Origin of the sequence: Paracoccus sp. UBA5162, assembly GCF_002413585.1 — a bacterium.
Taxonomy (GTDB): domain Bacteria; phylum Pseudomonadota; class Alphaproteobacteria; order Rhodobacterales; family Rhodobacteraceae; genus Paracoccus.
Genome location: NZ_DHXG01000069.1, coordinates 1 through 24,289 on the forward strand (window position 1 = coordinate 1; position 24,289 = coordinate 24,289).

The 24,289-nt window shown below is 63.9% G+C and carries 25 protein-coding genes; 12 read left to right on the top strand and 13 right to left on the bottom strand.

Annotated features, from left to right (window positions below):
• Positions 1–106: 106 nt before the first annotated feature.
• The 3 genes from B4A72_RS10255 to B4A72_RS10265 form a co-directional block, all read right to left on the bottom strand.
• Positions 107–772 (bottom strand): amino acid ABC transporter permease, encoded by a 666-nt coding sequence (locus tag B4A72_RS10255; protein ID WP_292978501.1) that lies wholly within the window; start codon positions 770–772, stop codon positions 107–109.
• A gap of 66 nt (positions 773–838) precedes the next feature.
• Entirely contained in the window at positions 839–1,660 is an 822-nt protein-coding gene (locus B4A72_RS10260) for a transporter substrate-binding domain-containing protein (RefSeq protein ID WP_292978503.1), read from the bottom strand.
• Positions 1,657–2,349 carry a GntR family transcriptional regulator gene (locus B4A72_RS10265; protein WP_292978505.1) on the bottom strand — a complete coding sequence of 231 codons (693 nt, stop codon included), beginning with the start codon at positions 2,347–2,349 and terminating at the stop codon, positions 1,657–1,659. The genes B4A72_RS10260 and B4A72_RS10265 overlap by 4 nt, the downstream gene beginning before the upstream one ends.
• 153 nt (positions 2,350–2,502) lie before the next feature.
• Between B4A72_RS10265 and B4A72_RS10270 the strand changes: the two genes are divergently transcribed.
• From B4A72_RS10270 to B4A72_RS10300, 7 genes are all read left to right on the top strand, one after another.
• On the top strand, positions 2,503–3,282 hold the full coding sequence (locus B4A72_RS10270) for a helix-turn-helix domain-containing protein (RefSeq protein ID WP_292978507.1): 780 nt from the start codon (positions 2,503–2,505) through the stop codon (positions 3,280–3,282).
• A gap of 25 nt (positions 3,283–3,307) precedes the next feature.
• Entirely contained in the window at positions 3,308–4,576 is a 1,269-nt protein-coding gene (locus B4A72_RS10275) for an ABC transporter substrate-binding protein (RefSeq protein ID WP_292956206.1), read from the top strand.
• A 60-nt stretch (positions 4,577–4,636) separates the two neighbouring features.
• Positions 4,637–5,527, top strand: a complete 891-nt coding sequence (locus B4A72_RS10280) for a carbohydrate ABC transporter permease (protein WP_292956208.1) — start codon at positions 4,637–4,639, stop codon at positions 5,525–5,527.
• Positions 5,528–5,531: 4 nt separating this feature from the next.
• Positions 5,532–6,356, top strand: coding sequence for a carbohydrate ABC transporter permease (locus B4A72_RS10285; RefSeq protein ID WP_292956210.1), 825 nt, complete (start codon positions 5,532–5,534; stop codon positions 6,354–6,356).
• Between the two features lie 9 nt (positions 6,357–6,365).
• On the top strand, positions 6,366–7,469 hold the full coding sequence (locus tag B4A72_RS10290; RefSeq protein WP_292956213.1) for an ABC transporter ATP-binding protein: 1,104 nt from the start codon (positions 6,366–6,368) through the stop codon (positions 7,467–7,469).
• A gap of 3 nt (positions 7,470–7,472) precedes the next feature.
• Positions 7,473–8,984 carry a sulfatase family protein gene (locus B4A72_RS10295; protein ID WP_292956216.1) on the top strand — a complete coding sequence of 504 codons (1,512 nt, stop codon included), beginning with the start codon at positions 7,473–7,475 and terminating at the stop codon, positions 8,982–8,984.
• 140 nt (positions 8,985–9,124) lie between these two features.
• Positions 9,125–9,892: an SDR family oxidoreductase gene (locus tag B4A72_RS10300; RefSeq protein WP_292956219.1), complete on the top strand. Its 768-nt coding sequence runs from the start codon at positions 9,125–9,127 to the stop codon at positions 9,890–9,892.
• A gap of 136 nt (positions 9,893–10,028) precedes the next feature.
• On the opposite strand, the gene B4A72_RS10305 is transcribed toward B4A72_RS10300, so the two are convergent.
• From B4A72_RS10305 to B4A72_RS10350, 10 genes are all read right to left on the bottom strand, one after another.
• Complete coding sequence (locus B4A72_RS10305; RefSeq protein WP_292978509.1) at positions 10,029–11,210, bottom strand: alpha-hydroxy acid oxidase; 1,182 nt, start codon at positions 11,208–11,210, stop codon at positions 10,029–10,031.
• On the bottom strand, positions 11,210–11,764 hold the full coding sequence (gene comE, locus B4A72_RS10310) for a sulfopyruvate decarboxylase subunit beta (protein ID WP_292956225.1): 555 nt from the start codon (positions 11,762–11,764) through the stop codon (positions 11,210–11,212). Before comE ends, B4A72_RS10305 begins: the two co-directional genes overlap by 1 nt.
• Positions 11,761–12,264 (bottom strand): sulfopyruvate decarboxylase subunit alpha, encoded by a 504-nt coding sequence (gene comD / locus B4A72_RS10315; RefSeq protein WP_292956228.1) that lies wholly within the window; start codon positions 12,262–12,264, stop codon positions 11,761–11,763. Before comD ends, comE begins: the two co-directional genes overlap by 4 nt.
• Positions 12,261–13,277, bottom strand: a complete 1,017-nt coding sequence (locus B4A72_RS10320; RefSeq protein WP_292956231.1) for a zinc-dependent alcohol dehydrogenase — start codon at positions 13,275–13,277, stop codon at positions 12,261–12,263. Before B4A72_RS10320 ends, comD begins: the two co-directional genes overlap by 4 nt.
• On the bottom strand, positions 13,274–14,026 hold the full coding sequence (locus B4A72_RS10325) for an SDR family NAD(P)-dependent oxidoreductase (RefSeq protein WP_292956234.1): 753 nt from the start codon (positions 14,024–14,026) through the stop codon (positions 13,274–13,276). The genes B4A72_RS10320 and B4A72_RS10325 overlap by 4 nt, the downstream gene beginning before the upstream one ends.
• 7 nt (positions 14,027–14,033) lie before the next feature.
• Positions 14,034–15,338, bottom strand: a complete 1,305-nt coding sequence (gene hisD / locus B4A72_RS10330; RefSeq protein WP_292956237.1) for a histidinol dehydrogenase — start codon at positions 15,336–15,338, stop codon at positions 14,034–14,036.
• Positions 15,339–15,346: 8 nt separating this feature from the next.
• Complete coding sequence (locus B4A72_RS10335; protein ID WP_292956240.1) at positions 15,347–16,678, bottom strand: TRAP transporter large permease; 1,332 nt, start codon at positions 16,676–16,678, stop codon at positions 15,347–15,349.
• Between the two features lie 9 nt (positions 16,679–16,687).
• A complete protein-coding gene (locus B4A72_RS10340; protein ID WP_292956243.1) occupies positions 16,688–17,194 on the bottom strand; it encodes a TRAP transporter small permease in 507 nt (168 codons plus the stop codon).
• 69 nt (positions 17,195–17,263) lie between these two features.
• The gene (locus tag B4A72_RS10345) at positions 17,264–18,418 is read right to left on the bottom strand and encodes a TRAP transporter substrate-binding protein (protein WP_292956246.1); all 1,155 of its coding nucleotides are present in this window, start codon (positions 18,416–18,418) and stop codon (positions 17,264–17,266) included.
• On the bottom strand, positions 18,402–18,707 hold the full coding sequence (locus B4A72_RS10350) for a hypothetical protein (RefSeq protein ID WP_292978525.1): 306 nt from the start codon (positions 18,705–18,707) through the stop codon (positions 18,402–18,404). The genes B4A72_RS10345 and B4A72_RS10350 overlap by 17 nt, the downstream gene beginning before the upstream one ends.
• A 108-nt stretch (positions 18,708–18,815) precedes the next feature.
• On the opposite strand from B4A72_RS10350, the gene B4A72_RS10355 reads away from it, so the two are divergent.
• The 5 genes from B4A72_RS10355 (at position 18,816) to B4A72_RS10375 (ending at position 24,179) form a co-directional block, all read left to right on the top strand.
• The gene (locus B4A72_RS10355; protein WP_292956249.1) at positions 18,816–19,862 is read left to right on the top strand and encodes a LacI family DNA-binding transcriptional regulator; all 1,047 of its coding nucleotides are present in this window, start codon (positions 18,816–18,818) and stop codon (positions 19,860–19,862) included.
• A gap of 205 nt (positions 19,863–20,067) precedes the next feature.
• On the top strand, positions 20,068–21,276 hold the full coding sequence (locus B4A72_RS10360; protein WP_292956252.1) for a DegT/DnrJ/EryC1/StrS family aminotransferase: 1,209 nt from the start codon (positions 20,068–20,070) through the stop codon (positions 21,274–21,276).
• A gap of 189 nt (positions 21,277–21,465) precedes the next feature.
• Positions 21,466–22,455 (top strand): taurine ABC transporter substrate-binding protein, encoded by a 990-nt coding sequence (tauA, locus tag B4A72_RS10365; RefSeq protein ID WP_292978511.1) that lies wholly within the window; start codon positions 21,466–21,468, stop codon positions 22,453–22,455.
• Positions 22,456–22,515: 60 nt separating this feature from the next.
• Positions 22,516–23,301, top strand: a complete 786-nt coding sequence (locus B4A72_RS10370) for a taurine ABC transporter ATP-binding protein (protein ID WP_292956257.1) — start codon at positions 22,516–22,518, stop codon at positions 23,299–23,301.
• Positions 23,298–24,179 carry an ABC transporter permease subunit gene (locus tag B4A72_RS10375; RefSeq protein WP_292956260.1) on the top strand — a complete coding sequence of 294 codons (882 nt, stop codon included), beginning with the start codon at positions 23,298–23,300 and terminating at the stop codon, positions 24,177–24,179. Before B4A72_RS10370 ends, B4A72_RS10375 begins: the two co-directional genes overlap by 4 nt.
• Positions 24,180–24,289 lie beyond the last annotated feature (110 nt).

Below are 24,289 nucleotides of genomic sequence, written 5' to 3' on the forward strand. Positions count from 1 at the left end.
GATGGACGGGATCCAGATCTGGATGGTGACCCAGAGCCCGCGCAACAGGACGATCCAGTTGTCGGTGACGATGCTGAAATCGGGAACGTAGGTCATCGCCGGGTTCTCACTGATAGGCCGTCAGCCGGGCTTCGGCGAGCCGCGCCAACTGGCTGGCGGTCAACAGCAGCACGAGGTACATCAGCGCGATGATCGTATAGACCTCGAGCGGACGGAAGGTCTCGGAGTTCACCATCATCGCCTGGTAGAGCAGGTCGGCATAGGCAAGTGTCGAGGCCAGCGCGGTGGTCTTCAACAACTCGAAGCTGCGCTCGATGAAGGGCGGAACCATGCGGGCGATGGCCTGCGGCACGATCACGCGGCGCATCAGCGCCGCATGGGTCATGCCGAGCGCGCGCCCGCCTTCCCATTGTCCGCGCTCGACGGAGGCGATCCCGCCCCGGAAAACCTCGGCGTAAAATGCTCCGGACTGGGTCGACAGCGCCAGCACGGCGGCGACATAGGGATTGAGGCTGATCGAAAGCAGCACCGGCAGCGCATAGAAGAACCAGAAGAAATGAACGATCGGTGGCGTGTTGCGATAGAATTCGATGAAGGCAAGCGCCGGAATGCCCAGCCACTTGCGCGGCGAGAGACGCATCATCGCCAGGACGAGGCCGACCAGAACGCCCAGTGCGATCGAGACCGCGGCGATCTTGATCGTGTTCAACAGTCCCAGTGCGAGCATGTCGAAACGCGCCAGAACCGGGCCGAAATCCCAGGAATAATCCATGTCACGGCTTTCGCTAGATCGGATGGGGCGCGGACCTGACGCCGGGCTACAGGTCCGGGCAGAACCTTACCAGTCTTCCTTGACCAGGCCGGGAATCCCTTCGGGATCGATGTCCTTGCTGGCAAGATAGGCACGGAAAAGCTCGTCCGGCACACTGGCGGCGTAGAGATCGGCGACGGTGGCGTTCACCCAGTCGAGGAAATCGCTGCTGTCTTCCTGGCGCATCCCGGCCGAGGTGGCGACCGGGTTCACCGGCTCTGGCAGCAGCACCTTGCCCATCTTCAACCGGGAATACTGCACGACTAGGGCCGGGTGAAACTGGACGACGGCGTCAACACGGCCTGCGGCAAATGCCGCGATGGCCTCGTCGTTGGACGAGAAGCGGTTGATCGGGGCCTTTGTCATCATTTCGGTCACGTTGCGGTCCAGCGAGGTGCCGAGTGTGACGCCGATGCGCGTTTCGGGCGTGTCGAGTTCAACCCAGGTCTTCGCCGCCGAGTCCTCGCGGACCAACACGCCCATGGCATAATAGAACAGCGGGTTTTCCGGGAATGCGAGGGCCTTCTTGCGCTCTTCCGTGGGGTCGAGCACGAACATGATGTCGAACTGGTTTGCCTGCAATCCCGCGACGGCATTGGCCCAGGAGGTCTCGACCGGGATCATCGTCACGCCAAGCTTGTCGGCCATCCGCCTGCCCATGGCGACACCAACACCTGTCCATTGCTCTGACATCGGATCCTTGTAGAACCAGGGCTCGGCGGAGGCGACGCCGATACGCAGCTCGCCCGATTCCTTGACCTGTGCCATGGTACCGCTGTCCTGTGCCCGGGCCATCGGGGCGAGGGTCAATGCAACCGTGGCGGCGAGAATAAGCAGACGTCTTTTCATTTCTCTCTCCTGTTGGATTTGGCCTTCACCGCTTCAATCGAGAAGACGAAGGCCATGGTCTTGTCCAGCCCGCGGCGCATGTGGTCGCGGATCTCTTCCTTCATCCGCTCGCGGCTGTCTCCCAGAGCGAAGCGGACATAGTCGTCGTGGCTTTCCCGTTTCGGGCCGGTGATGCCGTGGGCACGGTGATGCGCCGCCCAGTAGAGCTGCAGACGAGCGCGGATACCGCTCCAGCTCGACAACAGGATGCCGTTGCCGCAAACCTCGTAGGCAAGGCCGTGAAGGTCCAGTTCAGCGTCGATGGAGCGGATGTCATCGCGCGCGTCGATCGCCTTGAGCAGCGCCGCGTGCCGCACCATGAGGGATTGCCGGAAAGCTTCGTCCCTGCGTTCCCAGATTTGTTCGAAGGCGAAGACCTCGAGGCAGATCCGCATGGAATAGATATCCTCGATATCCGTCGAGGTCAGTTGCAGGACGCGCGTGCCGGTGTAGGGAACGGTCACGAGAAGACCCTCATCGACAAGATGCCGCATCGCCTCTCGCATGGGTCCGCGGCTTACCCCGAAACGCAGGGCCAGGGCAGTCTCGGTCACCGGCTCGCCGGGCTCGAATTCTCCCGAAAGGATCGCACCGCGCAACAGACTGGCAAGCTGGGCGCCCATCGTTTCGCGCTTGATCAACCCGGTCATCAGAAATCTTTCCGCCGCTTCCTAATGTAGATTGTCTACAATGATGCGTTAGCCCATGCAAGCATTCCTCGGGGGTCCATTGCTTGTGTTCCGGCGAGGTCGATTGACTTATCTCAAAAAAGGGAATAAAAATTCCCAAAACAGGGAATACTGATGAGCGAAAACCTCAACCGAACGTTGATCTTGCTGGAACATCTGTCGGCCGCAAAACGGTCAGGCGTGACGGTTGCGCAATTGATCGAACAAACCGGTCTGGCCAGTTCGACCGTCTATCGCATTGCCCAGGAGCTAGAGACGCTGGGCTATGTGCTGAAATCCAGCGATCGCCGCCTGTTTCCGAAATTCCAGTTCGAGCAGGGCATGAGCTTCGGCGGCATCGAGATCGGCCATCTGTCCGCGGCATGTCAGAGCGTCAGCGCCGATCTGGTCGCCGCATCCGAATTCATCGCCCTGCGCAAGGAAACGCTGTTCTGGCACGTCGCCGAGGCCCATCCCATGCAGTCCATCCGGCTGCGCGCCGGGGTCGGATTCGTGCGCGCCACCTATGAACTGGACTGCATAACGCGGATGGCTCTTGCGCATAGGCAACGGGCCGAGGTTGAGGCGAACTGGGACGTCACCGGTTTTTACGAGGTCGGTGTTTCCGGCAGAAAGGTGCCGTGGGACGAAGCGCAAGAGAAAATCTTCACAGTCGATACGGCGGACATGCAGTTCGATCTGATGGGCAATGCCAAGGGCGTCCGGCGTTTTTGCGTGGCCATCCATGGTGAGCAGGGGGAATTCGCCGGATTGTTGACCGCCGCAGAGGCGGCGACTCCCGTCCGTGACGTTGACGCGCATGTGGCAAAGGTCCAGCGGGTTCTGATGGGCGCGAAATCTGCTGTCGAGAACGGCACCGACACGTCGAGACCGAAGCAGATGCAACAGGTCTAGCCAAACGATAATCAGGGAGGAAATCATGAAATTCGCAATGAAGGGTGCAGTCGCCGTGGCGACTGCGCTGACCTTGATCGCGCCGCTTGCGGCCGGGGCGCAGGAGCTGGTCATGTCGATCGGGTCGCGCGGCTATGGCGGCATGATGGAACGCAATATCGAGGCATTCGAGGCCGCCAATCCCGGCACCTCCGTCGAATGGCTGAAAGTGTCGGACGTCCCGGGCGACAGCCGCAAGCTTTATGTGACGGGCCTGACCGCGAAAAGCCCGACACCGGACGTGTTCGCGATCGACGTCATCTGGGCGGGTGAATTCGCGCAGCGCGGCTGGCTTGAACCGCTGAACAACTATCTGGGAAAGGACGCGATTGCGGCATACAACCCGTCTTTCCTGTCCGCCGCCACGATCGACGGCACGGTGTTTGCCGCCCCGCTTTATGTCGATGGCACCCATCTTTTCTACCGATCCGACCTGCTGGAGAAATACGGAATTGCGGTGCCGAAGACCTGGGAAGAGGTCATCGCGGCGTCCAAGACCGTCATGGAAGGCGAAGGCAATCCGCAGCTTTACGGCTTTGTGTCCATGTGGGCCAAGATCGAGGGGCTGTTCATGAACTGGCTTTCGTTCACGGGCGGCAACGGCGCGACCTTCTTTGATGCTGATGGCGAGGTCGCCGTCAACTCGCCCGAATCCATCGCCGCGACCCAGACCATGGTCGACATGATCTACAAGGACAGGATCGTTCCGGATTCGATCCTGACGATGAAGCCCGACGATGCCCGGACGCTGTTCCAGCAAGGTCGCGCGGTGTTCCTGATGGTGCAGGATTTCGTCTATGCACCGCTGAGCGCCGCTGACAGCCCCGTGGCCGGCAAGTTCGATTTCACCCGCAACCCCTACTTCGAGGGGCATCCCGACGCTAAATCCACGGCGATGGGCGGTTGGCTTCTGGCAGTCAACGCAAATTCCGAAAACAAGGAAGCCGCGGCGAAGCTGGTGGAATACTTCACTTCCTACGACGCGCAATTGGCCGCAGCACTTGACGAAAACCGGGCGCCGGGCCGAACCGACGTTTACGACGCGCCGGAAATGGCGGATGCGACTTTGCTCAAGAAGCTGGGCGATGATTACGCGGTCGGCGTCGTGCGTCCATCCGCATCGACGGGCAATCTCTACCCGCGCGTATCCGAGGTGATGCAGACCGAAATCACCAACGCGCTGCACCGCGAGAAAACGGTGGAGCAGGCTTTGAATGACGCCGCCGCCGAGATCAATTCCATCCTGGGCAAGTAGGTCACCGACCCTGCGCGTCTGCCTTGCCGCGCGGGGCCTTTCAAAAGAAATGGGCCGGACATGAACCGCACCATGAATCTGGAACAGCGCACGGCGCTGACCGGGATCGGCTTTGTCACGCCAACCGTGATCGTCATCGCGCTGATCCTGATCTATCCGATCATCCAGTCGGTCGTGCTGAGCTTCGGGCAATCCAGCATCGACGGATCGGAACCCTACCGGTTCGTCGGCCTCAGGCACTATGCCACGTTGATGGGTGACGGGCGGTTCTGGAACGCGCTTGCGGTCACCTTCACCTTTACCGCACTGTCCATTCCCCTGGAACTGGCATTGGGAATCGGCCTGGCCTTGCTGATGAACGAAAGTTTCAGGGGCAAGGGGCTGGCGCGGCTGGCGGTCCTGTTTCCCTGGGCACTGCCGACGGCGCTGAATGCGCTGATCTGGCGCTGGATGTACAATTCCGATTACGGGCTGTTCAACGCGGTGGCGCTGCAAAGCGGGCTTGCGGACCGGCCGATCAACTTCCTGGGCGATACCTCGCTGGCGATGGCATCGATGGTGGTCGTGGCCGTATGGAAGACCAGCTCTTTCATGGCGCTCATTATTCTTGCGGGCCTGCAATCCATCCCCCGCGACCTGTTCGAGGCGGGCCGTATGGACGGCATGACCAAATGGCAGGAATTCACCCAGATCACCCTGCCACTGTTGAAAGGGCCTATCCTCGTGGCCCTCATCATCCGGTCGATGGACGCGCTGCGCACCTTCGAGCTGCCCTTCAACCTGACCGATGGCGGGCCGGTGAACGCGACCGAAAGCCTGTCGCTCTACGCCTACAAGGCGATCTTCGATTTCCTGGATTTCAACTTTGGCGCGGCAGTCGTGGTGGTGCAGTTCCTCGTGATCTTCGCGATGAGCCTGATCTACGTCTTTGCCCTTCGAAACAAGGATTGAGCCGATGCAAAAACGACCGCGCTATGGCCTTTATGCAATCGTCGCGCTTTCGGTCTTGATCTCGTTCTTTCCGATCGTCTGGCTGATCCTGACATCGTTCAAGAACACCGCCGGAATCTATGCCTGGCCGCCGCAATACTGGCCCGATCCCTTCACATTCGAGAATTACGTCTCGATCTTCACCAATTCGCCGGAATTGCTGCGCTATATCCTGAACAGCTTTATCGTCGGGGTCGGCGCCACGGCGGTCACGCTGTTATTGGGTGGGATGGCGGCCTATGCGCTGTCGCGGCTGGGCCTGCGCTTTGCAGGAGTGCTGATGGTCGCCATCCTCGCGGTGTCGATGTTTCCGCCGGTGTCGCTGCTGCCGTCGCTGTTTCAGAACTTCCTGAACTTCGGGCTGTTGAACACCTATACCGGCCTTGTCCTGGCCCATGCGGGCCTGTTCCTTCCCTTCACCGTCTGGATGCTGGCCAGCTACTTCGCCACCCTGCCGGTGGAGATCGAAGAGGCCGCGCGCATGGATGGCATGGGCTTCCTGCGGATATTCCTGACAATCGTGCTGCCCCTGTCGTGGCCGGGATTTGTGGCCACCGGACTGATTGTCTTCATCTTTTCGTGGAACGAATTTCCGCTGGCCCTGGTCCTGATGACGCAGAATGCCATGCGCACGGCCCCGGTGGGTATCTCGCTCTATCCCGGCGAATACGCCTTTCCGTGGGAGACGATCTCGACGGCGACCGTTCTGGCCATCATCCCGGTTCTGGTCATCACCGCAATATTCCAGAAACAGATTGTCGGCGGCCTGACCGCTGGCGCGGGCAAATGAGGCTGTGACATGGCAAGCGTGACCCTGAACCAGATCGGCAAATCCTATGGCGCCGTCGTGGCGGTCAAGCAGTTTGATCTGGAGATTGCCGATGGTGAATTCCTGGTTCTGTTGGGGCCATCCGGATGCGGGAAATCGACCACGCTGCGGATGATTGCCGGGCTGGAAAGCATCACCCATGGCGATCTTTTGATCGGCGGCAAGCGGGTGAACGACACCGACCCCAAGGATCGCGGTGTCGCGATGGTCTTTCAGAACTACGCGCTCTATCCACATAAATCCGTGTTCGACAACATGGCGATGGCCCTGAAGCTTCAAAAGACGCCCAGGGCCGAGATTGCCGAGCGGGTCAACGCCGTCGCCGACATGCTGGGCCTGACCCCCTATCTCGAACGGAAACCCGCCGCCCTGTCCGGTGGTCAACGCCAGCGCGTCGCCATCGGCCGCGCGATCGTCCGCACGCCGGACGTGTTCCTGTTCGATGAACCGCTGTCCAACCTTGACGCGAAGCTGCGGGTCAAGATGCGGATGGAACTGCAAGAACTGCATGACCGGCTGGGCGTCACCTCGGTCTACGTCACCCATGATCAGGTCGAGGCCATGACGCTGGCCGACCGCATCGTCATTCTGAATGGCGGCACGGTTGCACAGATCGGCACCCCGCGCGAGGTCTATGACCATCCGGCAACGGAGTTCGTCGCAGGGTTTATCGGCAGCCCGGCGATGAATTTCATGCCGGCCGCCCGGGCGGGCGATCATTGGCGGATCGAGGGTTCCGATCTTGTCCTGCCCGATGCCATCGGGCTGAACGCTACGGATCCCGCCCTGACGCTTGGTGTGCGCCCCGAACATCTGGAGGTGTTTGCCCCCGAAAACGCCCCCTCCGGTCCCTGGGTGTTCGACGCAAGGGTCAAGCTGGCCGAGCTGTTGGGTGCCGACGCCCTGTTGAACCTGTCGGTCATGGGCCAGCCCATGCTGGCCCGCGTCGGCGGCACTGATTTCCCCCTGGCGGGCGGCCGCGTGCGCGTTCGCATCGATCCGGAACGGCTGCATGCGTTTCACCCGGAAACCGGCCTGGCGGTTACCTCTCGCAGCCCATCATCAGGACAATAGACCATGGTCAAACGCCCCAATATCCTGTTCATCATGGCCGACGATCACGCCTCGAAGGCGATCGGTTGCTATGGCCACGGCATCAATCGTACTCCCAACCTTGATCGCATCGCTGCCGAGGGTATGCGGCTGAACCATTGCTATGTGACGAATTCGATTTGCACACCCAGCCGTGCCGCGATCCTGACCGGCACCTATAATCACGTCAACAATGTCACCACGCTGGACACCCCGATCAACAGCCGCGGGCCCAACGTCGCCAAACATCTGCGTGCGACAGGCTATCAGACCGCGCTGATCGGCAAATGGCATCTGGGAGAGGGCAAGGCCCATGAACCCAGCGGCTTCGATTTCTGGTCGGTCCTGCCGGGTCAGGGCGAATATTTCGATCCCTATATGATCGAGATGGGCCGGGAAATCGAGGTGCCCGGCTACGCCACCGATATCATCACCGACAAGAGCCTCGACTGGCTGAAATCCTGCGATCCGGACAAGCCATTCTTTCTGATGTGTCACCACAAGGCGCCTCATCGCGAATGGGAGCCGCATCCGAAAAACCGCGGCCTTTATCCCGATGACATCAAGGTGCCGGAAAGCTTTGACGATGATTATCGCAACCGCGCCCGCGCGGCGGCCGAGGCGAAGATGCGGATCAAGGACGATATGAAATATATCGACCTGGGGCTGGTGCAGCCCGAAGGTGGTGCCGAGGTCGGCGAACGGGTGAAGCCCGGCGACAGCAACCGGAAAATTCCGAACCCTGACGATGTGACCGCAATGCGCCTGATCGATCGGGATACGGGCGAAATCTTCAGCTTCGCCACTCGGCAGGAACTGCACCATTTCAAATATCAACGCTATCTGAAGCGCTATCTGCGCACCATCCAGTCAGTGGATGAAAGCGTCGGCCGCTTGCTGGACTGGCTCGACGAAACCGGGCAGGCCGACAATACGATCGTCATCTATACCTCGGATCAGGGGTTCTTTCTTGGCGAACACGGCTGGTTCGACAAGCGCTTCATGTACGAGGAATCATTTCAGATGCCTTTCCTGATCCGCTATCCGGCGGCGATCCCGGCCGGGCGCATTTGCGACGATATCATCTGCAACGTCGATTTCGCCCCGACATTCCTTGATTTTGCAGGCCAGGTGATTCCGAACTACATGCAGGGACGTTCGGCACGTCAGGTGCTTGAGGGCAACACGCCCGCCGATTGGCCGCAAATTGCCTATCACCGCTACTGGATGCATCGTGACCCCGATCACAATGCCTATTCGCATTATGGTGTGCGCGATCAGCGCTACAAGCTGATATATTGGTATAACGAGGGCTATGAGCTGCCCGGCACGAACCACGGCGGCGAAGACCGAGAATGGGAATTGTTCGACTGCGAAAACGACCCGCTGGAGCTGTTCAACGTGATCGGCGATCCGGCATATGCCGATATTCGTCTGACGCTGCTGGCGCAGCTGGATGCAAAAATGGCCGAGATCGGCGACGATCCGGAACATTAGCGCCGCGGACGGAATGACCTCGCGCCATCGATCGCGCACAGAACGCGGCGGCTGCCTGCACCTCTGGTGACGGAGCGCACCGCGGCGAAACAATTAGCGTCAGCGATGACGAATGAAACGGCCACGCATCGGGAGAAAAGATGAGTATTTCGCTGTTTGATCTGAACGGAAAATGCGCGTTGATTACCGGCTCGTCGCAGGGTATCGGTCGGGCCCTGGCTTCGGGCCTCGCTGCGGCAGGGGCCGAGATCGTCCTCAACGGCCGTGATGAGACCAGGCTGTCCCAAGTTGCGAAAGATCTGCGTGGCACCGGGGTGACCGTTCACGAACTGGCCTTCGACGTGACAGATCACGCCGCCGCCCGACGCGCCGTCGACAGTTTCGAAAAGGCCACCGGCGCCATCGATATTCTCATCAACAATGCCGGGATGCAGCATCGCCGGCCGCTGGAAGATTTCCCCCCCGATGCTTTCGAAAAGCTTCTCCAGACCAATATCGCCAGCGTCTTCAATGTGGGACAGGCCTGCGCGCGCCACATGATCGGGCGCCGCGCGGGCAAGATCGTCAATATCTGCTCGGTGCAGACCGCGCTTGCGCGACCTGGAATCGCGCCCTACACCGCCACCAAAGGCGCCGTGGCCAGCTTGACCAGGGGCATGGCGACGGACTGGGGCAAATACGGCCTGCAGATCAACGGCCTCGCACCGGGTTATTTCGCGACGCCACTGAACCAGGCGCTTGTGGACGATCCGGATTTCACCGCTTGGCTGGAAAATCGGACTCCGGCCGGCCGCTGGGGCAAGGTCGAGGAACTTGTGGGCGCGGCGATCTTCCTGTCGTCGCAAGCCTCCTCCTTTGTCAACGGCACGACGGTATACGTCGACGGCGGCATAACCGCGTGCTTGTGAGCCATGGTATATGAAATCTGTTTCCCGAGCATGGAAATCATCCGCCCTGCATGAGGGCTTCGTCTGGAAAGAGAATGCCGACCATCCGTCGATCCGCGTCCTTGAAGGCCTAGGCGGCTGGGCCCCTGTCGTCTGACTAGGAGACCGGGCCGGGTTGTGAAAGCGGCGCATGGGCCGGATCGCCGAGGCCGTGCCGCGCTTCGGCCGTCGCCGCCCGGTGCAGGGTCGCGGGCAGGGCCGCCATGTCGGTCTGGCCCAGTTGTGCCAGCGTCAGGCCCAGTTCGCGGGTGACCAGATCGACAAGGGCCGACAGGCCGGCCTCGCCCCCGGCGGCGATGGCGAATTGCATGGCGCGGCCGAAGAAGGCGAAATTCGCCCCCATCGCGAAGGCGCGGGCCACATCCTCGCCGGATCGCAGGCCGGTGTCATAAAACAGCGGAAAGTCGGCCCCCACCGCATCGCGGATGGCGCGCAGGGCCAGGATCGGCGGCGGCGCGCAATCCAGTTGCCGCCCGCCATGGGTCGAAACCTGGATCGCATCCGCGCCCGCGTCGCGCAGCCGCAGCGCATCGGGGACCGAGGTGACGCCCTTGACCACCAGCTTGCCCGGCCAGCGGTCCCTGAGCTGCCTGAAGTAATCCCAATCGGCCCGGGCCCGGCTTTCGGTCCGGTCGAAGGTAAAACCGGGCTTCTGGAAATTGGCCATCTGGGGCCGGCCATGGGCCAAAGTGGACAGCGACCAGGCCGGGTGCAGGGCAAAGTCCAGGAATTGCGCGGGACCGATGCGGAAGGGCATGGTGAAGCCGCGCCGCAATTCGCGCGGTCGCAGCCCGACCTCGGGCACGTCGAGGGTCAGGATCAGGACGCGATAGCCCGCCTCGTTCGCGCGGTCGACCAGCTTCATCGTGCCACGGCCATCGCCGCTGAAGTAGAGCTGGAACCAGGCAAGGCCCTCGGCTTCCTCGATCAGCCGCTCCATCGCGGTCGAGGCGACGGTCGAGACGCCAAGCGGAATCCGGAGCCGCGCGGCCAGGCGGGCCAGCATCAGGTCGGCGCCGGGCCGGGCCAGATTGCACATGCCCATCGGGCTGATGCCGAAGGGCAGGCGGAAATCCTGGCCCAGCACGGACACACCCAGATCGCGCCTGCTGACATCGACCAGGACGCGCGGTTGCAGGCGAATGTCGCGCAGGGCGGCGAGATTGGCGGCCTCGCCGCTGCCCGCGCCGGCCGCGCCGTCGATATAGTCGAACACCATCCAGGGCAGGTGCCGCCGGGCCAGCCGGCGGGCATCCGCGTAGGAATGGATCGCTGCCATCAGGCTTTCACCGCGCCCATGAAACGGTCGCGGATCGTCACCGGATCCATGGTGATGACCGGCACCGGAATGTTGCCGCTGTCGCATTTGCTGACGATGATCGTCATCTTGTCGCCCGACAGCGCGGTTTCCAGCGCGGCGCGGGTATCCTCGGCCTTGCATTCGACGACGTTCTCGCAGCCGCAGGCCCGCGCCACTGCCGCCAGCGAGGTCTTCTTGCCCGCATAGGTCGGCTGGTCCCCGGTCGAACCGTAGCTGCCATTGTCCACGATCAACAGGACGAAATTGTCGGCGACGTTGTTGGCGATGGTCGGCAGGGTGCCGAAATTCGTCAGCACCGACCCGTCGCCGTCGATGGCCACGACCTTCTTCTTCTGCGCCAGCGCCAGACCCAGCCCGATCGAGGAGGACAGCCCCATCGTTCCGAGCATGTAGAAATTGCTGGGCTGGTCGTCGATCATGTGCAGTTCCTGGCTGGGCAGGCCGATATTGCAGACCACCAGATGATCGCGGATGACGGGCGCAATGTCGCGCAGAACCTCGGAGCGGATCATTCCTTTTCTCCTTTCCAGAAGCTGGCATCGGTCAGGATCGCGACCGGCTTGTTGCACATGAAGGTGTATTTCAGGATCGCACCCAGTTCGTCCGCGTCTTCCCGGCGATGGAAGTGATAGGTGGGAATAAGCATCTGCGCCAGCAGCGCCTTGGTATGGACGGCCATCTCGACCTGGCAGGCCACCGGTTCGCCCAACTCGCCACGGTAGGAGATCAGCATCGGCAACGGCATCCGGTAGAACTGGATCAGCGTGGCCAGCGTGTTCAGTGTCACCCCAAGCGCGGTGTTCTGCATGATGATCGCCGGGCGCTTGCCGCCCATGAAGGCCCCGGCGCAAAGGCCCATCCCCTCGTCCTCCTTGTTCGACGGGATATGGAAGATCTCCTTGCGGTTCTCGATCTCGTCGATGACACCGGCAAGCTGCTTGCAGGGCACGGTGGTCACGAAATCGATTCCATGTGCTGTGAAATCGTCAACGATCTGGCGGTGTATCGTCATGCGGTGCGGTCCTCCTGGTCGGGAATGAGTAGGATCTTGGGTGCGGCGGCGCGGCCGGCGCGGATATCGGCAAAGGCTTGCGGCCCGTCCGACAGCGGCCGCCGGTCGAACCAGTCGAGCGGCCCCAGGGCGCCGGAAAAGATTGCCTCGGCGGTGTCGCGGAAATCCTGTTCGGTATAGGTATAGGTGCCGGTAAAACCGATTTCCTGCAAGGTCATCCGGCGAATGTCCAGCCCGCCGCGATCCGCGCCAAGACCGATATGGACGATCTGGCCGCCGGGGCGTGCGGCCGCGCAGGCGGTGGCGCGGGTGGCTTCGAAACCCACCCCGTCTATGACGAGATGGCAGGCGCCGGTCAGGTCGGGGCGGTCGGCGGCCGAGGCGATGACGGTGACACCCTTCAGGCCGGCCAGCCGCGCGCGGCGCAATTCGCCGGGTTCGATCAGGGTGACGTTCGCGGCGCCCTGCGCGCGCAGGGCCAGCGCCGCGCCGGTGCCGATGGCGCCCCCGCCGATGACCAGCGTGCGCAGATCGTCCAGCGGCCGGTCCAGCGCCCGTCCGGCCAGCCGCACCGCGTGCCAGCCGCAGGCCAGCGGTTCAGCCAGCGCGGCCTTTTCGAGCGGCACATCGTCCGGCACGGTGACCAGGTTGCGGCGCGGCATCGCGACGTAATCGGCGAAGGCGCCCGGTCGCGGCGGCATCGATATGATCTGCCGCCGCGGGCACAGATTGGTGCGCCCCGCCTGGCAAGCCTCGCAGGTCTGGCAGGTCACGAGGGGGTTGATGGTGACGCGGCGGCCGTCATCGGGGCCGCCCAGGACGATGCCCGCGGCCTCGTGGCCCAGAACCAGCGGCGCCGGGCGCCGGTCGTCATGGCCCAGATAGGCGTGCATGTCCGATCCGCAGATGCCCGAGGCATGGATGCGGATCAGGTCCTCGCCCTCGCCCGGTCGGGGGCGCGGCGCATCGGCATAGTCGAGGGTTTCGACGCCGGTATAGACCAGGGCCTTCATTTCGCGCTGAATCCTCCATCGACGAACAGGGTCTGGCCGGTGACATAGCCGCTGGCATCGCTGCACAGAAACAGGATCGGGCCGTCCAGATCGGCGGGTTCTCCGTTGCGGCCGATGCAGGTCTGTTCGGCATTGCGCCGCGCGCGTTCGGGATCGGCGAAGACCGGCCCGGTCAATTCGGTGCGAAAGAACCCCGGCGCCACGGCATTGACCATGATGCCGCGGCCCGACCAGGCCTCGGCCATGGCGCGGGTCAATTGTTCGACCCCGCCCTTGCTGGCGCCGTAGCTGATGCCGCCGGCGAAGGCGCGCCGCGATTGCAGCGAGGCGAAGTTGACGATCCGGCCCCAGCCGCGCCGCGCCATCGCGGGCACCATCGCCTGGGCCAGAAAGAACGGCGCGGCGAGGTTCAGGTCCATGGTCGTGTCCCAGCCCTCGGGCGTCACCGAATCGGCGGGCTGGCGGGTGTTGATGCCGGCCGCGTTGATCAGGATGTCGGGATCGCCGAAGGCCCGTGCCGCATCCGCCGCAATCTGCGCCAGCGCGGCGCGGTCCGACAGATCCGCCGCGACGATCGCGGTCTCGCCCCCCGTCCGGGACTGCCACGCGGCCAGCGCCTCGCGCCGGCGCGCGATGCCCACCACCTTGGCGCCGGACCGCGCCAGCAGCGAGGCCGCGGCCTGCCCCAGACCGCCGCTGGCGCCGGTGACGCAGGCGATCCTGCCGGTCAGGTCGAAAAGCTGCGACATCGAGGGCCTACCCCGCGCTCAGATCGAAGGTTTGGTCGGGGAAATACTTGTGCAGGCGCACGTCGGCCGCGCGGGCATGGCCCTCCATCCCTTCGAGACGCGAGATCCGCGCCGTCGCCTCGGCGACCGGGCGCGCACCCTCGCGCGTGGCCTGCTGCCAGGTGACGATCTTCATGTATTTGTGGACCGACAGCCCGCCCGTGTATTTCGCCGCGCGCGAGGTCGGCAGGACGTGGTTCGTCCCCGACGCCTTGTCGCCGAACGAGACGGTCGTCTCCTCGCCCAGAAAAAGCGAGCCGTAGCAGGCCAGCCGGTCGCGCCACCAATCCAGATCGGCGGCCTGCACGGTCAGGTGCTCGGGCGCGTATTCGTCCGAGGTCGCGGCCATTTCCTCGCGGTCGGCGCACAGGATCACCTCGGCATAATCGCGCCACGCGGCCTCGGCGTTCTTGCGATTCAGTTCCGGCAGATCGGCGATCAGGCCGGGCACCTGCGCCATCACCTCCTGCGCCAGATGGCGGTCGTCGGTAACCAGCCAGACCGGCGAGTTGTAGCCATGCTCGGCCTGGCTGACCAGATCGGTGGCCACGATGAAGGGATCGGCGCCGGCATCGGCCAGGATCAGGCTGTCGGTCGGACCGGCGAACATGTCGATGCCGACGCGGCCGAACAGGATGCGCTTGGCCTCGGCGACGAACTGGTTGCCGGGACCGACGAGAATGTCGGCCCTGGGCAGGCCGAACAGGCCGAAGGTCATCGCCGCGACGCCCTGCACGCCGCCCATGGCAAGGATGCTGTCGGCGCCGCACAGATCGGCGGTATAGACGATCGCGGGATTGATCCCCTCGCCGGGGCGGGGGGGCGAACAGGTGACGACGTGATCGACGCCGGCGACCTTGGCCGTGGTCACGGTCATGATGGCGCTGGCCACGTGGCTGTAGCGCCCGCCCGGCACATAGCATCCCGCCGCCTGGACCGGGATCGCCTTCTGCCCGGCGATCAGGCCCGGCACCACCTCCATCTGCACGTCCTGCAAGGTGGCCTTCTGCGCCTCGGCGAAGCGGCGTACATTGTCATGGGCGAAGGCGATATCGTCCTTCAGCCGTTGCGGCACCTTCGCTGCCGCTGCCGCGATCTCGTCCCGCGTCAGCACGGCATTGCCGTCGTACTGGTCGAACTTGGCGGCATAATGCCGCGCCGCCTCGTCCCCGCCCCGTTCGATCTCGTCAAGGATCGTCTGCACCGTCTGGCGGACATCGGCGGCATCCGACTGGGCGGTCTTTTCGGCTTTCTTCAGATATTCGCGGGTCATGGGAGTCCTCACTTGTAGGCGGCGGGAAGAAGCAGGGTCGAGATGACCGGCACATAGGCGATCAGCAGCGTGACCAGCAGCATGAAGAAAACGAAGGGCACGGCGCGGGCCGCGATCTTCAGGATCGATTCGCCGGTCAGGCCCGAGACCACGAACAGATTCAGCCCCAGCGGCGGCGTGATGAAGCCGACGCCAAGCGCGGTGATCATCATGATCGAGAACTGAATCTCGTTCATGCCGATATTGTCGGCCAGCGGCTTCAGGATCGGCGCCAGGATGACGATGTTGGGCGTCGTCTCCATCACGCAGCCCGCCGCGATCAGGATGCCGATCATGATCAGGATCAGCAGATAGTAATTCTCGGTCAGGCTGGTCAGCGCGAAGACGAAGCCCTGCGGCACGCCAAGCGCTGCCAGCGACTGCGCCAGGGGCAGCGAAAAGGCGATGATCGGCAGGATCACCCCGTTCACCTTGGCCGAACTGACCAGCATCGAGGGAAAGTCCGACAATTTCAGCGTGCCCATGCCAAGACCCATGATGATCGTCACCACGACGGCGGTCGCCCCGGCCTCGGTCGGGGTCAGCCGCCCCGAGAAGATGCCGTAGAAGATGATGCCGGGCACCAGGAACGCATACCAGCCCGATTTCAGCGCCTGGCCCAGATTGGCCAGCCATTCGGCGCCGCTGATCATGTTGCCGCCTTCATAGGCGTGTCGGCGGTTGACGATGGTGTTCGTGACCAGGATCGACAGCAGGATCAGGGTGCCGGGGATCAGTGCGGCCAGAAACAGGGTGGAGGCCGAGATGCCCAGAACCAGGCCGATGATGATATAGGCGATGGATGGCGGGATCAGGATGCCGGTGCAGGCGCCTGCGGCGACCAGCGCGCAGGCATAGGGGCGGGGATAGCCGCTTTCGACCAGCCGGGCGATGGTCATGCGGCCGACGGCGGCCGCGCCCGCCGCGTCCGAACCCGAGATCGCCGCGAACATGCCGCAGACCAGCACCGTGGCCGAGCCGAAGCCGCCCTTGGCCCAGCAGGTCAGCGCCTCGGCCACATCCAGGAACTTGCGGCTCAGCCCGGTCCTGACCAGCACGTCGCCGGTCAGGATGAACAGCGGCACGGCGGTCAGCGCGAAGGCGTCAATGCCCGAAAACAGCGATTCACCCAGCAGCGACATCGGCAGCACGCCGGACATCGTCAGCATCAGCACCACCGCGGCGCCGATGGTGGCCCAGATCGGCACGCCCAGAAGGCAGAACAGCACGAACAGCAGCACCGGCGCGTAAAACGACCAGTCAAGCTGGACCGATTGTTCCTGAAGCGTATTCCAGAGCATGACGGAACCTCAATCGAACAGCTGGTTGCCCTCGAAGACCGGGCGTCCGGCGATCAGATCGCCGAAGTCGCGCAGCAACGATTGCAGCAGGCGGAAGATGATCAGCGCAAATCCCAGCGGCACCGCCATCAGGAACCACACCTTCGAAATGCGCAGCCCGTCGGTGACCGATCCGAACTGCCAGCTGACGCCGACGGTCTCGAAGGACCAGTAAAGCGCGATCACCGCGATCGACAGCATCACCAGGTCACCCAGGATATACAGCGCGGCCTTGGTGCGCGGGCCGACCGAATGGAACAGCACGTCGATGCGGATATGGGCCCTTTCCTTGACCGCCGAGGCGGCGCCGATCCAGACCAGATAGATGAAGGAATAGCGGACGATCTCTTCGCCCCAGATCGACGAATAGGAAAAGACCTCGCGCCGGATCACCTCGATCGCCATGGTCAGCACCAGCACGGTGTAAAACAGCAGCAAGGCCCAGCGTTCGGCATTCTGATTGATTGCGCGCAACATGCATCGCCCCCTTTTCTGTCGGGACAGGAAAAGGGCCGGACGCGATCCGTCCGGCCCCGGAACGTCCGGTCAGGCGTCGTTGACGTAGTAGCGGCCCGGGGTGCCCGCCGCCTCTTCCAGTTGTGCGAAGACATCCATCGAGCCGGCCAGCTCGGTCTTGTAGCTGTCCCATTCGCTGCGCTGATAGCCGCCGGCCTCTTTCCAGGCCGCAAGCTGGCTGTCGTCGAGCTGGTGGAACTCGACCCCGGCCTTGCGCATCTCGGCCATCGCATAGGCCCGCGCGGCCGGCACCTTGGCGAGATTCTGCTGGGTGGTGATCTCGGCGGCGAAATCCATCGCCTCCTTCACCTCGCCGGGCAGGCTTTCATACCATTTCATGTTGCAGGCAAAACACTGGCTGTCAGGCACGAACCGGGTGAAGGTCACGTGGCTCAGCACGTCCTTGAAGCCGAAGATCTCCAGCGCGCCGACCGCCGGATCCAGGGCATCGGCGACGCCCTGCTTGATCGCCGAGGGCGTCTCGCCCCAGGCGATCGGCGTCGGGTTGGCGCCCAGAAGCCGGTAATATTGCTGCAACAGCTTGCTGCCGGGGACGCGGAACTTGATCCCCCTGAGATCCTCGGGAAGAAGGATCGGCTTGGCGCCGCCCTTGCGCAGGGCCACGGTGCGGGGGTCGATGACCAGATACATCAGCAGCTTGAAGCCGCGCTGTTCGACCGCCGGATGAACGTTCTTTTTCCAGACGTCGGACTGCACGAGATTGGTGAAACGCTGGTTCGAGCCGCAGAAATAAGGCAGGTTGATCAGGTCCACCACCGGCGCGAAGGGCGCGAAATTCGACAACGAGAACTGTCCGGCCTGGACCGTGCCGCCCTGGGTCTTCTGCGCCAGCTCGCCGCCCACGCCCAGCTGCCCGCCCGGCGCCAGCTTCACATAGACCCGGCCATTGGTGGTGTTCTGGATGTTTTCCTTCAGGTCAAGCTGCATCAGCGGATAGCTGCGCGATGCGCCCAGGACATATTCGGTCGCGATGACCATGGTGAATTCGGCGGCCTTTTCCCGCTCTGCCTCTTCCGCGCGGGTCTGCGCGGCCGCCTCGGACGACCACAGCATCCCTCCGGCGCCCAGCATCACCGCCGCGGTAAAGGCGCCGCCGCTGGTCAGTTTCAGAAAGTTCCGGCGCGATTCGCGGACGATCTCGGTGTCATCATGTTCTTCGGTCATTCTTTCCCCCCTTGATGGTATTCAGCGCTTGCAGAGACGGGTCCGCGATGTCGTCCTTTCCGGCCAGCTTTTCGCGGACGAGGATGACGACGACGAACAGGGCAGAGGCCGTGAACAGCACCAGCATTTCGCCGATGTCTGACAGGAATGCCGAGCGATAGAAGGCACCCGCGACGACATTCGCGACAAACAGCATGAAAACCGCGAACGACAGGTATCCAGCCCATCTGCCGAGTTTAACCACCGTGACGTCCCTCCCAGACCTCTTGGTTGATTCCCTTCGTCTCACGGTGTAGTGTAAGCGCTTACATAGTGCCATGCAAGCGTTTACTCCGTTGCGGTCGGCGGCAGGCAGGCCGCAGCGGCGGGGCAGGCCCGGCTACAGAGGGGACCGATCATGCAAAACGATGCCAGGGTGCCCACCATGAACGATGTCGCCCGAACGGCCGGCGTCTCGTCCGCGACGGTTTCAAGGGTCATCAACGGCACCGGCAAGGTCGACAAGGACACCCGCCAGCGCGTGGCCGAGGCGATCGAGCGGCTGGGCTATACGCCCAATTTCGGCGGCAGGTTCCTGGCCGCGGGCCGCAGCGGCACGATCGGCGCCGTGATCCCGACGATGGCCAACGCCATGTTCGCCGGCGGGTTGCAGGCCTTCCAGGAGGTGCTGGCCGGGGCCGGACGATCTCTGCTGGTGGCCAGCAGCGGCTATGATCCCGACGAGGAATTGTCGCAGATCCGCAATCTGGTCAGCCGCGGCGCCGAGGGACTGCTGCTGATCGGTCGGCATCGCCCCGAGGCAAGCTGGGACTACCTTGCCCGCCGCAAGGTGCCCCATGTCGTCACCTGGGCCTACGGGACCGAGCCGGGGCGGGTCTATGTCGGCTTCGACAACCGGAAGGCCGCCTTCGATCTGGCCCGCCGCGTGCTGGCCTTCGGGCACCGCAATCTGGCCATGATCGGCGGTATCGGCCTGCACAACGATCGCGCGCGCGATCGGGTTGTGGGCGCAAGGATGGCGGTCGATGCCTGTCCCGGCGCAAGGCTGTCGCAGGTGATCGAGGCCGGCTACGACCCGGCCGAGGGGGCCGCCGCGTTCCGACGGATGATGGCCGTTGCCGACCCGCCAAGCGCGATCATCTGCGGCAACGACGTCATCGCCGCCGGCGCGATCATGGCCGCCCGCGGGAACGGAATCGCAGTGCCCGCGCAGGTGTCCATCGTCGGTTTCGACGATATCGAACTGGCGGCGCTGTCCTGTCCCCCGCTGACGACGGTCCGGGTCCCACAGCGCCGGATGGGACAGGAGGCCGCCACCGTCCTGCTGGCGATGGTGGCCGGGCAGACCCATACGGACAGCGTTCTGCTGGATACCGAAATCATTCTGCGGGAATCGCTGTCGGCCTGCCGCTCGCCGGCCGACGTCCCGCCGACAGTCGCGTAGGGCGCCGGATGGACCTTCGCCTCGACCGGGTGCGATCACCGCGCGATGAGCCGCAAATTTCGCGTTTGCAATATGGATCGCGGGGTGAAAGCATGGGTCATCGCGCATGCGGATCATCCGCAGGGCGCCGCGACCGGAACCCGCCGCCGCGACGCGCCGCCCGGATGCCAGCCTGTGCGGTGTCAGCAGCGAGGCCGCCTGAACCATGACGATTCCGCCCTTCACGCGCAGCTTTACCCAGCAGGAGCCGATCCCCGAAGATGCGATCGCCGCGGCGATCGAGGTGATGCGAAGCGGCAGGCTGCACCGCTACAACACCGCGCCGGGCGAGGAATCGCAGGTTGCCGCGCTGGAACGCGAAGTCGCGGCCTGGCAGGGCAGCGCCTATGCGCTGGCTTGCGCCTCGGGCGGGGCGGCGCTGCGGATGGCGTTGCGCGCGGCGGGGATCGGGACGGATGACGTGGTGCTGACCAATGCCTTCACCCTGGCGCCGGTGCCGGGCGCGATCGTGGCGGTCGGGGCGCGCGCCGTTCTGGTCGAGATCGACGAGAACCTGTGCCTCGATCTGGACGATCTTCAGGCCAAGATCGAGCTTTTCAAGCCTGCCGCCGTGATGGCCTCGCACATGCGGGGGCATCTGTGCGACATGGACCGACTGACGGACATCTGCCGGGCCGCGAAGATTCCGCTGATCGAGGATTGCGCGCATACGATGGGCGCGCGCTGGCGCGGCCGGCGCAGCGGTTCCTTCGGGCTGGCCGGCGCCTTCAGCACCCAGACCTACAAGCACCTGAATTCCGGCGAGGGCGGGATCCTGGTCTCGGACGATCCGGATTTCATGGCCCGCGCGATCATCCTGTCGGGATCCTACATGCTGTATGGCCGGCACGGCGCCGCGCCCCCGGAACGCCATTTCAGCGACGCCCGGCTGGAAATTCCGAACATGTCGGCGCGGATGGACAATCTGCGCGCCGCGATCCTGCGCCCGCAACTGGCCCGGATCGAGGATGCCGCAAGTCGCTGGAACCAGCGCTACGAGGCGGTGGCACGGCGTCTGTCGGACAATCCCGCGCTGGTCTTGCCTCATCGTCCGGCCGCAGAGACCTTCATCGGCAGTTCAATCCAGTTCCGCATCCCCGCGATCAGCGGCGAGGCCGCGCAGAGGTTCGTTCAGGACTCGGCGCGGCTGGGGGTCGAGCTGAAATGGTTCGGCGCCGCCGAGCCGGTGGGCTTCACCTCGGCGCATCGAAGCTGGCACTACGTCGCGCCGCAATCCCTGCCGCGCACGGACGCGGTTCTGGCGGGGCTGTTCGACATGCGCCTGCCGCTGACGTTCAGCCTCGAGGATTGCGACCATATCGGCCGCATCATCGCCGCCTGCGCCCCATCGCTTGCCGCGGCAGAGCGGCGATGACTGCGCCGGCTTCCGCGGCGACGGTGCGTGGGCCACGACCGGGCCAGGCCCGTTTCGCGCGATTGCGGCGTTTCATGGCCTGCCTCAGCCGCCGGGGGCCATGAATGAATGAATGAAGCAGGGGGCGCGGCAATCTCATACGCGCGCCCGGTGAAGAATCGACAACAACGACAACAGGGAAACAGAACCATGTCAGGATATTTTCGCACGACCATGATCGCTTCCGCCGCGCTGCTGGCGCTGTCGGGCGGGGCCTGGGCCCAATCCGTGGTGATCGGCCATTTCGGCAACCCGACCCCGATGCAGGTCGCGGCCTCCGAAGGCAAGTTTTCCGAGGCCACAGGCTGGGATGTCGAGTGGCGCAAGTTCGCCGCGGGCACCGATGTGATCGCCGCGATGGCCTCGGGCGACATCAAGGTGGCCGAGCTGGGCTCGTCGCCGCTGGCAATTGCCGCGACGCAGGGCGTCGATCTGGAAATGTTCATGGTGGCGCAGGTCATCGGCAATGCCGAAAGCCTGATCGTGCGCGACGGGTCCGAGATCGCGACGATCGAGGACCTGAAGGGCAAGCGGATCGCGACACCGGTCGGCTCGACCGCGCATTTTTCGTTGATGGGGGTTCTTGCCAAGGCCGGACTCAGCACCAGTGACGTGAACATCATGTCGATGCCGCCCGATCAGATCGCGGCCGCCTGGGAACAGGGCGCCATCGACGGCGCCTTCATCTGGCAGCCGGTGCAGAACCAGCTTCTGCAAAGCGGCACGCGGCTGGTCGGGGCGGACCAGACCGCCGAATGGGGCTATCCGACATTCGATGCCTGGGTGGTCAACAAGCAATTCGCCGAACAGAACAGGGAAGGGCTGATCGGCTTCATCAAGACCATCAACGATGCCAACAATGCCTATCTGGACGACAAGCAGGCCTGGACCGCCGACAGCGAACAGGTCAAGATCATCGCCGACTACACCGGTGCCGACCCGGCGCAGGTTCCCGACGTGCTGTCGGGCTACACCTTCCTGCCGCTTTCCGAACAGGTGAAACCCGAATGGCTGGGCGGCGGCCTGTCCGACGTGCTGAAATCGACCGCCGAATTCCTGAAGGAGGCGGGCCGGATCGACAGCGTGGGCGAAGATTACGCGCCCTTCGTCACCGACGCCTATGTCAAGGCCGCGCAGTAATCGCCTTCGGCAATCCCGCGCAGGGGCCGATCCTGCGCGGGCACAGGGAAGGGCAATCACATGGCTCTGGAAATACGGGATGCTTCGGTCGTCTATCCGGCCCAGGCCGGCCGCGCGCCGGTCGAGGCGCTGTCACGGATCAACCTGACTGTCAGCGAACATGATTTCGTCGTCGCGCTTGGCGCTTCGGGATGCGGCAAATCCACGCTTCTGAACCTGATCGCGGGGTTTCTGTCGCCGTCCTCGGGCCAGATCGTGCTGGACGGGACCGAGGTGTCCGGGCCAGGCGCGGATCGTTCGGTCGTGTTCCAGAAACATGCCCTTCTGCCGTGGCTGAACGTGCGCGACAACGTGGCCTTCGGGCTTAAGCTGCGCGGGGCGGGCGCCGCCTCTTACAAGGTCGCGGACCGGTTCATCGACCTTCTCGGGCTGAAGGGCTTCGAGAAATCGCCGGTCTATGCGCTGTCGGGCGGGATGCAGCAGCGCGTCGGCATCGCCCGCGCGCTGACCTGCGATCCCAAGCTGCTGCTGATGGACGAGCCGCTGGGCGCGCTGGACGCATTGACCCGTGAACGGGCGCAGGAGCTGATCCTGAAGATCTGGAAAAGCACCGGCAAGACGGTCTTCCTGATCACCCACAGCGTCGAGGAGGCGCTGTTCATGGGCACCCGGCTGATCGTCATGTCGCCGCGCCCCGGACGCATCGCGCATGAATTCGACCTGCCGTTCTCGCGCCAGTTCCTGGACGGTGCCAAGGCACGAGAGGTCAAGGCCTCGGCGGAATTCATCACCCTTCGCGAAGAGGTCCTGCGCATCATCTTCAGCGACGAGGAGGAAGCCGCATGAGCGATCATGGCATCAAGGAGGCCCCGGTCGGCAAGCCGCGCGGAGCCGCGTTCCTGAAGGGGCTGGGCCGCGCCCGCCCGACCAAGCCCGGCCAGACCTACGGCGTGCCGGGGCAGGGCAACACGACCTGGCTCAGCCTGCTGACCATCGCCGGCATCCTGCTGCTGTGGTGGGCGGTGACCACTGCCGGGCTGGTCAAGCCGCTGTTCATGCCCGCGCCGCAGGCGATCGTGCGGAAATTCCTCGACATCTGGACCCAGGGCTTTACCGGCACGCCGTTCTGGCAGCATGTGCTGATCTCGACCGCGCGCGTCTTCGGCGCCTTTCTGCTGGCCTGCCTGATCGGCATCCCGCTGGGCCTGGCCATGGGCATGAGCCCGGTCATGCGCGGCATCTTCGATCCGCCGATCGAGTTCTATCGCCCGATCCCGCCGCTGGCCTATCTGCCGCTGATGATCATCTGGTTCGGCATCGGCGAAACCTCGAAGGTGCTGCTGATCTTCCTGTCGGTCTTCGCGCCCGTCGCCTTGGGCGCACGCGCCGGGGTGCGATCGGCCGCGATCGAACAGATCCACGCCGCCTACAGCTTCGGCGCCAGCCGATGGCAGGTCATGCGCCACGTCATCCTGCCCTCGGCCATGCCCGAGATCCTGACGGCGATGCGCATCGGCATCGGCTTCGGCTGGACCACGCTGGTCGCCGCCGAAATGGTCGCGGCCACGAAGGGCATCGGCTACATGGTGCTGAGCGCGTCGCAGTTCCTGCAAACCTCGACCGTGATCATGGGCATCTTCGTCATCGCGGCCATCGCCTATGCCTTCGACATGCTGATGCGATTCGTGGAGCGCCGGGTGGTGCCGTGGAAAGGCAAGATGTAGCCGCAGGGAAGGCCGTCGGCGCGGAAAGGCAAGGGGCGGTCCGGCGGAAATCCGTCCGACCAGCGGCAGAAGGCAAGATTCGTCCCGGCGCAGGAAATGGCCGCCGAAAG